The following is a 13,070-nucleotide window of genomic DNA, read 5'->3' as shown; positions in this document are numbered from 1 at the left end:
CAATAGGGTTGCGGGAATGCCCTCCGTGATGCTCGTCGACGGGAACTCCCTCACCTATCGAGCGTTCTTCGCGCTGCCCACCGACCTGGCCACCGCGTCCGGGCAGGTGACCAACGCGGTGTACGGCTTCACATCCATGCTGGTGAACCTGGTGCGGGACCACCGGCCCGATCGCATCGTCGTCACCTTCGATCTGCCCGAGCCCACCTTTCGGCATCGTGCGGTCGAGACCTACAAGGCCAACCGCGACGCCACACCCGACCTGCTCGTCCAGCAGATGGAGCTGGTGCGACGGGTCGTTGACACGTTGGCGCTTCCCGTGGTCGAGGCGCCCGGGTTTGAGGCCGACGATGTGATCGCCACCCTGGCCGAACGGGCCAAGGCGAACGGTGAGGACGTCATCATCGTCACCGGCGACCGAGACAGCTACCAGCTGGTCGAGGACCCCCACGTGCGCGTGCTGTACAACCGCCGCGGCGTGTCGGACTACGTGCTCTACGACGAGGCCGGCATCGCGGAGCGCACCGGCGTGAAGCCGTCGGACTACGTGTTCTACGCCGCCCTGCGGGGCGATCCGTCGGACAACCTGCCCGGCGTCCCCGGGGTGGGGGAGAAGACGGCCGCCAAGCTGGTGAACAAGTACCACACGGCCGATGAGCTGTTCGCCCATGCAGCCGACCAGACCCCCAAGCTGGCCGCCTCCCTCGAAGCCAACGAGGACCAGGTGCGCATGAACGAGCAGATGATGGCGCTGGTGCGCGACGTCGACCTGCCCGAGGACGTCACGTCGCTTCGGGTCGGCAGCATCGATGCCGACGCGGTGGCCGAGCTGTTCGGTTTTCTCGAGTTCTCCAGCCTGCAGGACCGCTTCTCCGAAGCGTTCGGCGCCTTTCTGACCGCTCCGCTGGCCGACGGTGACGCACGGGTGCTCGAGGCGGAGCTGGTCGTGCCCACCACGGGCGCCGAGGCTCGGGCCGCGCTCAACAAGGCGAGAAGCTCGGCGGTCGACGGTCTGGTCGCCCTGGCGGCGGACTGGGCGGGCGAGCCCGGCCGATCACCGCTGACCGGGCTGGCGGTCGTCCTCGATGCTTCCGAGGGCGAGGTGGCGTGGTTCCCCGAGCCCGCCACCGGGGTGTTGGCGCTGAGTGACGACGAGGTGGTCGGGCTGCTCGACGGCTCGGTGGGTCTGGTCGCCCATGACGCCAAGCCGCTGCTGCGGTCGCTCTTCGGCCTCGAGGTGGAGGTGTCCAGCCTGGCTCTCGACACCAAGCTGGCCGCCTACCTTCTCGATCCGGCCGACCCCCGCTACGACCTGGCGGAGCTGCTGGCCAAATACGCCGGGGCGGAGATGGCCGGCGAGGAGGGCACCCCGCCGGGCCAACTCGACCTGGGTGACGGCGATGGCGACGGTCGCGACCGGGTGACCGCCCGTCGCGCCCTGGCCACCGCTGCGCTGGCTGCGCCGATGCGCGAGGCGCTCGAGGCTCGCGGCCTCACCAAGCTGAACGACGAGGTCGAGGTGCCCCTCGTGCGGGTGCTGGCCCGGATGGAGGACCTGGGCATCGGGGTCGATCGTGACGAGCTGCAGGCCTTGGCCGATCGCCTGGTCGCCGAGGTGGCCGAGGAACGGGAGGCGATCGTGGCGTCCGCCGGCCGCGAGTTCAACGTCAACTCCACCCCGCAGCTGCGGGAGGTGCTCTTCGACGAGCTGGGTCTCACCCCGCAGAAGAAGACGAAAACCGGCTACTCGACCGACGCCGCCACCCTGGAGAAGCTGCGCGGCGAACATCCGATCATCGAGCACCTGTTGCGCTACCGGGAGGTCGAGAAGCTGCGTTCGACCTATGGGGAGGGGTTGCTGGCCGAGGTGGCGGTCGACGGCCGCATCCATGCCACGTTCAACCAGACGGTCGCTCGCACCGGGCGTCTGAGCTCGGACCAGCCCAACCTGCACAACATTCCGGTGCGCTCCGAAGAGGGCCGCCTGTTTCGCCAGGTATTTGTTCCTGCCCCCGGGTATCGGCTGTGCGTCGCCGACTACAACCAGATCGAGTTGCGCTGCATCGCTCACCTGTCGAAGGACCCTGGGCTGGTCGGTGCGTTCACCGCCGGCGAGGACATCCACGCCCAGACCGCCGCCCGCATCTTCGAGGTCGAACCCGACAAGGTGACGACTGCTCAGCGCTCGACCTCCAAGATGGTCAGCTATGGGTTGGCCTACGGCATGGAGGCCTACGGCCTGGGCCAGCGGCTGTCGATCCCCACCGGCGAGGCCCAGGTGATCCTCGACGCCTACTTCGAGGGTTTCCCCAACGTGCGGGCCTACATGGAGGGCGCGGTGGCCGAGGCGAGGGAGAAGGGCTACACCGAAACCCTGCTCGGGCGCCGCCGGCAGATCCCCGAGCTGGCCTCGCGGGTGCGGGCGGTGCGCCAGGCGGGCGAACGCCAGGCGATGAACGCCGGCATCCAGGGCCTGGCCGCCGACATCTTCAAGATTGCCCTCGTCCGCCTTGACGAGGCGCTCGAGGAGCGGGGCGGCACGTCACGGCTGATCCTCCAGGTGCACGACGAGGTGGTGCTCGAGGTGCCGCCGGCCGACGAGGTCGAGATGAGCGAGGTGGTGCTCGACGCCATGTCCGGGGCCTTCGACCTGGCCGTCCCCCTCGAGGTCAACCTGGCCTTCGGCGACACCTGGGCCGGCGCCAAGTCCTAATCACCGCCAATTCCCGGTACTCGGGAGTGCACACCGCCGTCTGAGCGCGTTCCTGACTCCCGAGTTCGGTTGGAAGGGGCAGTGCCGGTTGATGAAGACCTGCGGTCACAGTTGATGAGGTAGGCCCCGGACCTTCGGTGGTATTCTTTGCGGTCCGTCTATCCATCAACCCCAAGGCTGTATTTCGTGTCCGACCCGACCCCGACCCCCTCCGAGACCTCCGCTACCAGCGAGGTTTCGGAGGCCAGTGCCGACGCAACCGCGTCGGCGGCCACCGCTACCCAGGAAGCTTCTGACGAATTCGTCTCAGCGGTAGGCCCCCCCAGCGGCATCCGCGACGCCGACGACCCGATCGTGCTCGACGACGTTGGCGATGCCCTCGACGAGATGTACGGCTCCTCGATGGTGGAAGTCGAAGACGGCATGATGGTCACCGGGTCGGTCGTTCGCATCGACCGCGACGAGGTCCTCCTCGACATCGGCTACAAGTCCGAAGGCGTCATCCCCGTCAACGAGTTGTCGATCCGTAACGACATCGACCCCTCCGAGGTCGTGTCGCCGGGTGAGCAGATCGAAGCCCTCGTCGTCCAGAAGGAAGACAAGGACGGCCGCCTGATCCTGTCCAAGAAGCGTGCCCAGTACGAGCGCGCTTGGGGCACGATCGAAGAGATCAAGGAAGGCTCCGGCGTCGTCACCGGCCCGGTCATCGAGGTCGTCAAGGGCGGCCTGATCATCGACATCGGCCTGCGCGGCTTCCTGCCCGCATCGCTGGTCGAGTTGCGCCGGGTGCGCGACCTGGCCCCGTACCTCGGGCGTGACCTCGAGGCGAAGATCATCGAGCTCGACCGCAACCGCAACAACGTGGTGCTGTCCCGCCGTGCCTACCTGGAAGAGACCCAGAAGGAACAGCGCGACGAGTTCCTGGCCAACCTGGCCCCGGGCGAGCGCCGCAAGGGCGTCGTGTCCTCGGTGGTCAACTTCGGTGCGTTCGTCGACCTGGGCGGTATGGACGGGCTGATCCACGTGTCCGAGCTGTCCTGGAAGCACGTCGATCACCCCAGCTCCGTCGTCACCGTCGGCGACGAGGTGGACGTCGAGGTGTTGGAGGTCGACACCGACCGCGAGCGCATCTCGCTGTCGCTCAAGGCCACCCAGCAGGATCCGTGGCAGGAGTTCGCTTCCGCCCACCAGGTTGGGGAGCTGGTCTACGGCCGGGTCACCAAGCTGGTGCCGTTCGGTTCGTTCGTCCAGGTGGGCGAGGGCATCGAGGGCCTGGTGCACATCTCCGAGATGTCCCAGCATCACGTCGACCTGCCCGAGCAAGTTGTCACCCCGGGCGAGGAGCTGTGGGTGAAGATCATCGATCTCGACCTGCAGCGTCGCCGGATCAGCCTGTCGATCAAGCAGGCCGCCGAGGGTGGCATCGTGGCCGCCGAGTACCAGGAGCACTTCGGCGAGCACGCCTACGACGATGAGGGCAACTACATCGGTTCGGGCATCGAGGGCGAAGGCCCCAGCGAGGCCGAGGAGGCCTGGACGGCCTACTACGCCGAGCAGGGTGACGCTCCGGCTCCCGAGGGCGACGAGCCCGCAGCGGCCGAGGGTGACGAAGCTCCGGCCGAAGAGCCGGCAGCAGAGCCGGCTCCGGAAGCCTGATCCACGGCGGGGCCTCACCCTGCCGATCGAAAGTCCATGACTGTGGGGAGGACCGATTTGGTCCTCCCCACAGTCGCGTCCGGGAGCGCTGGGGGCGGGTGCTGATCGCCGACAGCTATCGGCGGCGGTTGCCTCGATGGGCATGGCGTTCGATCGCCAGGCGCACCAGCTCGTCGATCAGCTCGGTGTACGGCACGCCGCTTGCTTCCCACAGGCGCGGGTACATCGACGCCGGGGTGAAGCCGGGCATCGTGTTCATCTCGTTGAGCAGCAGGCCGCGGCCGGGCGACTCGTAGAAGAAGTCCACCCGTCCCAGGTCGGCGCCGCGCAGCGCCCGGTAGGCGACCAGCGCCAGGCGTTGGGCCTCCTCGATCGCCTCGGCGGGCAGCTCCGCCGGGATCACCAGCTCGGCCGAGCCGGTGACGTACTTGTCCTCGTAGTCGTAAAACTCGGCGCCGGAGACGATCTCGCCGGGCAGCGACACCCGGGGCTCCTCGTTGCCGAGGACCCCCAGCTCGATCTCCCGGCCGTTCACGGCCTCCTCGAGCACGATGTACTCGTCGTGCTCAAGCGCCACGGCGACGGCGGTGGCCAGGTCGTCGGCGTTCGTCGCCTTGGAGATGCCGACCGAGCTGCCCAGGTTGGCCGGTTTGACGAAGATCGGCAGGCCCAGCCGCTCGACCGCCGAGGCGAGTGTCTCGGGGCCGACCTCCCGCTCGTGGAGCGCCACCCAGCCGGCTTGCGGGATGCCGGCGTGGCCGCACAGCTCCTTGGCGACCGCCTTGTCCATGGCGACTGCGGATCCCAGCACGCCGCTGCCGACGTAGGGGAGGCCGCTCATCTCCAGCAGCCCCTGCACGGTGCCGTCCTCGCCGTTGGGCCCGTGCAGCAGCGGGAGCACCACCGTCGACAGCGCGTCGCCATGCACGTTGTCGCTGGTGTGTCGCAGGTGGCCGATCGGGTCGACGTGGTCGCCCGACACGGTGAGGGCCTTGGCCTCGACGCCGTCCAGCGCCGGGAGGCCCTGCAGTTGCAGCCAGCGCCCGTTGCGGGCGATTCCGATCAGATGGACGTCGTAGCGGTCGGGATCGAGCGCAGCCAACACGTTGCGGGCGGTCACCCGGGAGACGTCGTGTTCGGCGGACTGGCCGCCAAAGAGCACCACCAGGCGCACCCGCTGGGGAAGGTCGACACGTCCCGACCTCGGCGTCGGGCGGTTGGTGCCACCGACCGGGTGTGCTTCGCCGGCGGTCGTCGGACTTTCGTGTGCCACTGGATCGGCCATGTCACGCTCCGCGCTGGTCGGTCATCGGTCGAGAGGAGGGGTTCGCCGTGCTGATGTTGCACCGCTCGCCGGGCCCCGAGACTACGCAATCGGGCCTCGGAGGCGGGAAGGCGTCGCCTGCCGGCGGGGCAGGCCGGTTGTTGCGACCGGCCGGTCGAGTGGCGGTTCAGGACTGAGGTCGGAACGGTCGATCGTGGGAGACTGAGGGCATGCAGGTACCCCTCGCTGCGCTGACCAGTCCTCTTCGCGCCACCTTGATCGGCGCCGATGCCACGATCGACCGGGTCATCACCGATTCCCGCCTGGCCCGGCCCGGCGACCTGTTCGTGCCGCTGGTCGCCGAGCGCGACGGTCACGACTTCGTCGCCGCCGCTCTGGCCGCTGGGGCGACGGCGGCGCTGTCGGAGCGCGGCACCGACGATCTGGGGCTCGACCACGACGCCCGCCTGCTGCTGGTGGCCCACACCGGGGCGGCGCTGAACGACCTGGCCCGCTTCGCCCGGGACCGCATGTCGGCCCGCGTCATCGGCGTCACCGGTTCGGTGGGTAAGACGACCGTGAAGGATCTGATGGCGGGGGTGTTGGGAGCGCACCTGGTCACCTCGGCGAGCGAGCGGTCGTTCAACAACGAGATCGGCGTCCCGCTGACCCTGTGCAATGCGCCCGACGATGTCGAAGCGCTGGTGGTGGAGATGGGCGCCCGGGGCCCAGGCCACATCGCAGCGCTGTGCGAGCTGGCCCACCCGCAGGTGGGCGTCGTCACCGTCGTCGCCGGAGCGCATCTGGAGCTGTTCGGCGACCTGGCCGGCGTGGCGGCGGCCAAGGGCGAGCTGATCGAGGCCCTGCCGGCCGACGGCACAGCGGTGCTCAACGCCGACGATCCGCTCGTCGCCGCCATGGCCGGTCGCAGCGCAGCGCCGGTGCTCACCTTCGGGCGCTCGGCAGGCGACGTACGTGCCAGCGACGTCGCTCTGGGCGACGACCTGCGGGCATCCTTCCTGCTGAGCAGTCCCTGGGGGTCGGCGCCGGTGCGCCTGGCGATCGCCGGCGAGCATCACGTCACCAATGCGTTGGCGGCGGCGGCGGTCGCCCTCGACGCCGGAATCGCGGTGGAGGCGTTGGCCGAGGCGCTGGGGACATCGACGATCAGCCCGTGGCGCATGGAGGTGGTGACCACCCCCGGCGGGGCCACGTTGATCAACGATGCCTACAACGCCAACCCCACGTCGATGAGCGCCGCCCTGACGGCGCTGGCGGCGCTGCCCGCCCGCCGCAAGGTGGCTGTGCTGGGCGAGATGGCCGAGCTGGGGGCGGATGCCGAGGCGCTCCACCACGAGATGGTCGCCCAGGCCCGCAGGCTCGACATCGAGGTGGTCGCTGTCAGCACCGGGGCCTATGGGGTCGACGGGGTGCAACCGGCGGACGCCGCGGCAGCGTTGACGTCGCTCGGCGAGGGCGAGGCAGCGCTGGTCAAGGGCAGCCGTGTTGCGGGTCTCGAACAGATCGTCAGTCGAGTACTGGCCGGGTAAGGGGCCGACGCTCGGGAAGCTGGTTGCGATCGAGGTTGCCCACCTTGGTGAGCGCAAGGGCCACCACCGCCCCAAACAGCAGCACCGGGGTGCCGCCGACCCGGTCGATCACCGGGCCGGCGAGCAGGCTGCCGACCGGCACCAGCCCGGCCCAGGCGATCATCCACAGGCCCATCACCCTGCCCCTGTGCTCGTCGTCGACCTCCTCCTGAAGGGTGGTCGACAGCGCCGTCACCAGGGTGAAGTAGAAGAAGCCGAGCGCAAAGACGATGAAGTGGGCGGCGACCGGGTCGTGGGTGAACGCAAACGCTGCGAGCGTGACGGCGAAGGCGGGTAGGGCGAACAGCGGCACCCGGTGCAGCGGTCGTCCGCCCAGGACGGTTCCCAGCAGGATGGCGCCGCCGGCCGCTCCCAACCCGAAGGCGGCAAACAGGCGGTAGAAGGCGCTGCCGGTGATGCCCAGCTGGTTCTCGGCCAGGCCGGGCAGCTGGTAGATGAATACCAGCGAGCACAGCGAGAACAGGCTGACGATGCCCAGCACCCGGCGCAGCACCGGATCCTGGCGGGCGGTGTCCAGCCCCTCTCGGAAGCGGGCCCACGGTCCCACAGCCCCATCGGTTGGAGGCGTAAACGCCACCTTGGCGGCGCCGACCGCAGCGATGACGAACACGTACGTGCCGGCGTTGATCAGGAAGATCCAGCCGGTGCCCAGCGAGGAGACGAGGGCGGCCAGCAGCGGGCCGAGCACCCGAGACCCGTTCATCGCCGCCGAGTTGACCGCCACGGCGCCGGACAGGTCCCGACGGTCGACCAGGTGGGGGAGGAGGGCGCCGTTGGACGGCGCGATCAGTGCGTTGGCCATGCCGATCCCCAGCACGATCAGCACCAGCGCCCAGGGCGGCGGGTGACCGCTCCAGGCGACGATGGCCAGCACCACCGACAGGCTTCCCTGTACGGCGGACCCGGCCATGATGATGTGGCGGCGGTCAAAGCGATCGGCCAGCACCCCGCCGACCGGCGAGGCGAGCAGCATCGGCCCCAGCTGGGCGAACGACACCAATCCGACGAAGGCGCCGGAGTGCGTCAGCTGGTTGGCCAGAGCGATCAACGTGACGTTCTGCATCCAGGTGCCGATGTTGGATGCAAAGGCCCCAGCGGCGACGCGGCGAAACGCCTGGTGGCTCAGCGCCGCCCCGACGGTCCCGTGGCGCCGTTCGTTGCGGGCGCCGGCGCTTCGACGACGTCGTAGGCGCAGCGTTGGCTCGGCCAGCGCCGTCGGATCCTCCACTGTGGAGGGCAGGTCGGCGCCGCTCAGCTCGTGATCGGCAACAGGAGAAGCTGAGGTGGAGGTGGAGGTGGCTGGGGGAGGGTTCATGGGAGTCGTCGGAGCACCGCTCAACCCAAGAAGCACATCTCAGAACCGTACGGTGTCAGAGCGATGATACGGCACCTCCGTCCGGCCGTGACCGGAGGAACCTCGTTTCGGTTTGGTCATCTGTCACAACTGTCACTTTATGGTGGGTCCTGGCATTCTCGGCCTGACGGCTCATCGGCCGGCAGGGGGGCCGAACCAAACCAACATCCCCGTTCGACGTACCCTGGGTGGATGGAGACCGGTCACAGCGCGACGGAGCGCGATTGGTACCGAGTCCTCGGAGTCGACCGTCAGGCGGGCGGGGACAGCATCCGCGTGGCCTATCGGGAGTTGGCGTGGCGTCTCCATCCCGATCGTCAGGAGACTCCCGGCGCTTCCGGGGGCCTTTCCGACGCCGAGCGCCGGGTGGCCGAGCGGCGCATGCGCGAGGTCAACGAGGCCTTCAGAGTGTTGGGTGAGCCCGCTCGTCGGCGCGCCTACGATCACGCCCGATTCGGGACCGACAGCTCGGAGCGCTCGGGCCGGGCTGCCTCCAGCAGCACCGCATCAGGTGGAACACGCCCGTCATCGGGCGGTCGAACCGGTGGTTCGGGTCGCCCGAGGGGTGCCGGCGGGCAGGTCCACACCGAACGTCAGCGCCGCGCGGCGGTCGAGGTGCCCGAGGAACACGACGACGATTTGGTGGACGTCGCCGGCGACGGCGTGCACGGGCTTCTGTTCTCGCGGTTGGTGCCGGCCTTGGTGGCGGTGCTTCTGCTGGGGATCGTCGTGTTCAGCGCGTTTGCCGGCGGAGGCATCAAAGACCCATCAACAGATGACCCCGGGTGCGTGCTGGGCAACACGCTGGTCGACTGCGCCAAGCCCAACGACGGGCGCATCGTCGGCCTCGCCGACGCCGCCCATCGCTGCCCTGCCGGGTCGCGGCTGGTCAAGCTGGCCGCCGAGTACTGCGTCGAGTCGTAATCGCCCCTCGGACACGGCGGTTCCGACCTTGGCGTGGTGCCCCGAGCACGGGTATGGTTTGCCGCTTCGGGGCCCATAGCTCAGCTGGTTAGAGCGCTGCCTTCACACGGCAGAGGTCAGAGGTTCGAGTCCTCTTGGGCCCACTCCACGTTGCCGGATCTCGCCAAGCGGCTTGAGATGCTCGGAGGCGGTCGTCGGCCTCTTCAGTTCGGCTTCCCGAAGGTCTTCCGACCCCCTTGGACAGCGCGCCAGAACTGGAGCTCAGTCGGTTCGGGGATCGATGAGGATCTTTGCGTGTCGGTCCGGACTGCGCAGATCGGCAAACGCGCCGGCGACGTCGGCGAGTCCGACGGTTCCTGTGATGAGCGCTGAGGGCTCGACCTTGCCTTGGGCGAGAAGCTGCAGCGTGTCGTGGAATTCGAGTGGGTTGTACCCGAACACGAATCGCAGATCGATCTCTTTGTTGATCGCCATGGCCGGTGTGAACCGGTCGACGCCGACGCACACTCCAGCGACAACGACACGCGAGAACAACGGTGCTCGGTCCAAGATGTCCTCGATCATTCCCGGGGCGCCGACGCACTCGAAGATCATCGGCTGCTTGGGCCCGGCGCCGAGCAGTTCTCCCAGCCGCCACGCATGCCACCACCCGATTGGGACCCGGTCGAGCTTCTCGCGCGCACTGACGACAAAGTTCATGGCTGCGTCGAGCTCGCTGAGGTAGCCCCTGCCCGAGACGGCGTCGTAGGGCGAATCGGTCGCGGGGTCGACCACCAGATCTGCTCCACAGACCTCGGCGAGTCGCCGGCGGCCCGGTGCGAAGTCCGCAGCGACGACCTGGCGAACTCCGAGCGTCTTGAGCATCAAGACCACGGCGAGACCCACCGGTCCACAGCCAACGACGATGGCCACGGTCTTCTTGTCGACCGAGCCCCGTCGCACGGCGTGTAATGCGACGGCCAGTGGCTCGGTCAGCGCTGCCACGTCGGTCGACACGTTGTCGGGGACCGCCATCATCATCGATTCTTGGATGAGGACCTGCTCGGCATACGCACCGGGCGCGTGGGCCGACAGGCCGGTCAGATCGACGTTTCCATGGCTGCGGAGGAATGGCAGGGCCACGACCCTCGTACCGGACGACAGGTGCCGACGGGTACCAGGTCCGTAGTCGATGATCTCGCCGCAGAACTCGTGGCCGAAGACGACCTGCTCGGTCGAGCGGCCGACGCCCTTATAGCCACCCCGGGCGGCGACATCGGCCCAGTCGTCGCTGCCGTGCTGGGCGTGGAGGTCCGAGCCGCAGATGCCACAGCGCAGGACGCGCAGGCGAACCTGTCCTTGGGCCGGGACTGGCTCGGGGAGCTCGTCGACCCGCAGTGCATTGTTCTGGCAGACAACGGCCCGCATGGTCGCCGTGCTCATAGGGGTGTCGTTGTCTCGTCGGCTGGCTCGTTCGGTCCTGAGTACACCTCGAAGAACCGGCTTGTGATGGCCGTGGGGATCGAAAGGTTTGCCTCGTGGTCGCTGCGGACGCACACGAGGCTCGGTCGGGCATGGTCCTTGGCCCGACGCAACGCCGGCTCGAGGTCTTCCATGCGCTCGACAAACTCACCATGGCATCCCAGACCCTGGGCGACGATGTCCCAGCGGATGTCTCCCTGATCCGTCCCGAAGGTCTGGCCGTACAGGTCGAGCTCGTTCACCTCCTCCAGCGTCCAACTCCCCTCGGCCATGACGACGGTGGTGATGGCGAGCCTCTCGCGAGCCGCCGTCTGCATCTCCATGATGTTGAAACCTGCGGCACCGTCACCGGTGACGCAGACGACGTCACGCTCAGGGGCGCCGAGCTTGGAGCCGATCGCGGAGGGGATGCCGGTACCGAGCATGCCGAGCTCGAGAATCGAGTGGTACGAGCTGGGCTGCGTTGGCGGTAACACTGCATAGGCCCACAGAGCGGTGCTGCCGCCGTCCACGGTGTAGAAGGCGTCGGAACCGAAGACCGCTCCGACGACGCCGAGTGCCAGCGCCGGATGGATCCCCGGGCCTTTCCGGTCGAGGAGCGGCCCCGCCTGTTCGAGGAGTTGTTGCTCGTCGAGGGCCCGGTAACGGGCAAGGTCATCGGCGACGCTCGGAAGCGTTCGCGGCGAGAGGCGTTCAACAAGCCTTTCGAGGGCATCGCGCACATCGCCGACGATGCCCAGTTCCACCGGCCGAGGATCGGCCCGCCCCACTTCACCACCGGACGCAGCAGGTCCAGTTGTCCCTGACCCTGGAAGGTCGCCGGGGTCGAGGGGTAGACGAGGCCGAGGCGGTGCTGTGAGGTGATCGCCACGACGGGGACGCCCTCATGAAGGGCGGTCAGGAGGCCGGGAACGAGGTTTGCCGTTCCCGGTCCTGGGTTACCGAGCACCGCCGCCACCTTGCCGGTCGTCTTGTAGAGCCCCTCCGCCATGTGTACCGCAGCGGCCTCGTGGCGAACCGGGACCACGCGGAAGCCATGGTCGACCAGCACCGCGAGCAACGGGTCACTTTCGGGTGAGGGAAGGCCGAAGAGATATTCGATCCCCTCGGCCTGAAGAGCACGGGCGAGCAGTTCGCCACCAGTGATGTCGCTCATGGGACAACCTCCGATTCGGGACCGACGAAGTGTGTCGATGGTGCAAACTAGAACACTCGATTTCCACGTCGAGTGCTACGAGTCCCACCCAACCTTCGCGGCGCTCTGGTTCGGTGGCCGGGTCTCTCCTGCTGTGACCCAGGCCGTCCATGCCCGCAACCACCGACTCGCCGTGCGATTGCGCCAACTGATCGCCGAACACCTGCCCGCCGCGCACGACCAGTCGGCCGCACCAACCGAATTCCTATCGACGAAGCCGATCTCCTCGTCGAGTTGGGGGATCGGGTTCTTGAGCTCGCGTTCCGTGAGGGGCCCACAGCGGACCGACGCGTGGTCGCGATCGGTCGCGAGGCCATTGCCGCCGCCGCAGCTCGCTTCGTGGCCGGTGTGGACTGAGGAACGCACCGAGTGTCCCACCGTGCCCGTGGAATGAACCGCCCCCGGCGGCCGAGGAGCGGCGGTCGAGACGCCACGGTTCGTTCAAGTCCAGAGCGCTGATCATCCTTTGGCGCGTGGCTCAGGGTCGCTCGTCGTTCAACTGAAGGCCGTCAGTTCGGGCTCGGCCTGAACCTCGATGCGCTCGAAGCGCTGCAGTGCTTCCTCCCACAGCACCCGAAGCTGCATTTCGGCGAGCCGGCTGCCCATGCAGAAGTGGATGCCGTAGCCGAAGGAGAGGTGACGATCCGCGTTGGGGCGCTCAAGGTCGATCGCGTCCGCGTTGTCGAACACGGTCTCGTCGCGGTTCGCCGATAGGTACCATATCAGGATCTGGTCGTTCTTGCGGATCTGCTTGCCGCCGATCTCGCGGTCGTTGTTGGCGGTTCGACGCATGTAGGACAACGGGGTCTGCCAGCGAATGATCTCGGGCACCAGGTTTGAGATGAGGCCCGGATCGGCGATCAGCTTGTCGTACTGATCGGGGTACTTGGTGA

Annotated in this window: 9 protein-coding genes, 1 tRNA gene and 1 pseudogene; 5 read left to right on the top strand and 6 right to left on the bottom strand. The window is 68.1% G+C overall.

Translation table 11 applies throughout. The features are described 5' to 3' along the window. The first annotated feature begins 16 nt into the window (after positions 1-16). Together polA and rpsA are read left to right on the top strand one after the other, a co-directional pair. Entirely contained in the window at positions 17-2,713 is a 2,697-nt protein-coding gene (gene polA, locus PKD89_RS16860) for a DNA polymerase I (protein WP_287374946.1), read from the top strand. 330 nt (positions 2,714-3,043) lie between these two features. Further along, positions 3,044-4,369: a 30S ribosomal protein S1 gene (rpsA, locus tag PKD89_RS16855; RefSeq protein WP_425591261.1), complete on the top strand. Its 1,326-nt coding sequence runs from the start codon at positions 3,044-3,046 to the stop codon at positions 4,367-4,369. A 115-nt stretch (positions 4,370-4,484) separates the two neighbouring features. On the opposite strand, the gene PKD89_RS16850 is transcribed toward rpsA, so the two are convergent. Continuing rightward, the gene (locus PKD89_RS16850) at positions 4,485-5,654 is read right to left on the bottom strand and encodes a D-alanine--D-alanine ligase family protein (RefSeq protein ID WP_289011096.1); all 1,170 of its coding nucleotides are present in this window, start codon (positions 5,652-5,654) and stop codon (positions 4,485-4,487) included. Between the two features lie 209 nt (positions 5,655-5,863). Between PKD89_RS16850 and PKD89_RS16845 the strand changes: the two genes are divergently transcribed. Further along, the gene (locus PKD89_RS16845) at positions 5,864-7,183 is read left to right on the top strand and encodes a UDP-N-acetylmuramoyl-tripeptide--D-alanyl-D-alanine ligase (RefSeq protein ID WP_289011098.1); all 1,320 of its coding nucleotides are present in this window, start codon (positions 5,864-5,866) and stop codon (positions 7,181-7,183) included. On the opposite strand, the gene PKD89_RS16840 is transcribed toward PKD89_RS16845, so the two are convergent. After that, positions 7,161-8,558: an MFS transporter gene (locus PKD89_RS16840; protein ID WP_287374936.1), complete on the bottom strand. Its 1,398-nt coding sequence runs from the start codon at positions 8,556-8,558 to the stop codon at positions 7,161-7,163. The genes PKD89_RS16845 and PKD89_RS16840 overlap by 23 nt on opposite strands. A gap of 231 nt (positions 8,559-8,789) precedes the next feature. Between PKD89_RS16840 and PKD89_RS16835 the strand changes: the two genes are divergently transcribed. Continuing rightward, positions 8,790-9,521 (top strand): J domain-containing protein, encoded by a 732-nt coding sequence (locus tag PKD89_RS16835; protein ID WP_287374933.1) that lies wholly within the window; start codon positions 8,790-8,792, stop codon positions 9,519-9,521. Between the two features lie 69 nt (positions 9,522-9,590). Beyond that, positions 9,591-9,664, top strand: a tRNA-Val gene (locus tag PKD89_RS16830). A gap of 118 nt (positions 9,665-9,782) precedes the next feature. On the opposite strand, the gene PKD89_RS16825 is transcribed toward PKD89_RS16830, so the two are convergent. From PKD89_RS16825 to PKD89_RS16815, 4 genes and pseudogenes are all read right to left on the bottom strand, one after another. Beyond that, a complete protein-coding gene (locus tag PKD89_RS16825; RefSeq protein WP_349257374.1) occupies positions 9,783-10,928 on the bottom strand; it encodes a zinc-binding dehydrogenase in 1,146 nt (381 codons plus the stop codon). Between the two features lie 11 nt (positions 10,929-10,939). Next, a complete protein-coding gene (locus PKD89_RS16820; RefSeq protein ID WP_289011099.1) occupies positions 10,940-11,728 on the bottom strand; it encodes a thiamine pyrophosphate-dependent enzyme in 789 nt (262 codons plus the stop codon). Positions 11,729-11,826: 98 nt separating this feature from the next. Beyond that, a pseudogene (locus tag PKD89_RS19995) lies at positions 11,827-12,138 on the bottom strand (thiamine pyrophosphate-binding protein); the annotation flags it as partial. A gap of 534 nt (positions 12,139-12,672) precedes the next feature. Continuing rightward, a partial coding sequence (locus PKD89_RS16815; protein ID WP_324332593.1) for a cytochrome P450 occupies positions 12,673-13,070 on the bottom strand: 398 nt, incomplete at its 5' end.

The sequence above is a fragment of the Candidatus Neomicrothrix sp. genome, assembly GCF_035329545.1.
GTDB classification, from domain to species: domain Bacteria; phylum Actinomycetota; class Acidimicrobiia; order Acidimicrobiales; family Microtrichaceae; genus Microthrix; species Microthrix subdominans.
Note: the sequence above shows the minus strand (reverse complement) of the source record. Positions and strands in the feature narration are given on the sequence as shown.

What these genes read in the sequence shown, in the direction of transcription:
- PKD89_RS16845 (WP_289011098.1), top strand. Translation starts at nt 5,864, where the DNA reads ATGCAGGTACCCCTCGCTGCGCTGACCAGTCCTCTTCGCGCCACCTTG.
- PKD89_RS16835 (WP_287374933.1), top strand. Translation starts at nt 8,790, where the DNA reads ATGGAGACCGGTCACAGCGCGACGGAGCGCGATTGGTACCGAGTCCTC.
- PKD89_RS16825 (WP_349257374.1), bottom strand. Translation starts at nt 10,928, where the DNA reads ATGCGGGCCGTTGTCTGCCAGAACAATGCACTGCGGGTCGACGAGCTC.
- polA (WP_287374946.1), top strand. Translation starts at nt 17, where the DNA reads ATGCCCTCCGTGATGCTCGTCGACGGGAACTCCCTCACCTATCGAGCG.
- PKD89_RS16850 (WP_289011096.1), bottom strand. Translation starts at nt 5,654, where the DNA reads ATGGCCGATCCAGTGGCACACGAAAGTCCGACGACCGCCGGCGAAGCA.
- PKD89_RS16840 (WP_287374936.1), bottom strand. Translation starts at nt 8,558, where the DNA reads ATGAACCCTCCCCCAGCCACCTCCACCTCCACCTCAGCTTCTCCTGTT.